Below are 311 nucleotides of genomic sequence, written 5' to 3' on the forward strand. Positions count from 1 at the left end.
GTGCCCTCCGTCACTGTGGAATCGTTCGGTTCCACGGCGTTGCTTCAGGTCGGGAGCAACTATGAGCTCGGCAACGCCGGACCGATGCTCAAGTATAACGGATCCATGGTGACGGCCGGGCAGTTCGCACCCTGGGTCCCCATAGGGGCGGAGCACACCGCGAGTGGTTTTGACTTCGCCTGGAAGATGCCGGGGACGGATAATTATACGGTCTGGAGCACCGACGCGAACGGCAACTATACTGGAAACCTGACCGAGATCGTCTCCGGCGGCAGCAGCGCGCTTGAATCACTGGAGACGGTCTTTCACCA

At 60.1% G+C, this 311-nt stretch carries 1 pseudogene; it reads left to right on the plus strand.

The window, feature by feature from the left end:
• Positions 1-311: pseudogene (locus QJT78_RS52450) on the plus strand (hypothetical protein); the annotation flags it as partial.

It is taken from the genome of Bradyrhizobium sp. Mp27 (assembly GCF_029953005.1).
Taxonomy (GTDB): domain Bacteria; phylum Pseudomonadota; class Alphaproteobacteria; order Rhizobiales; family Xanthobacteraceae; genus Bradyrhizobium; species Bradyrhizobium barranii.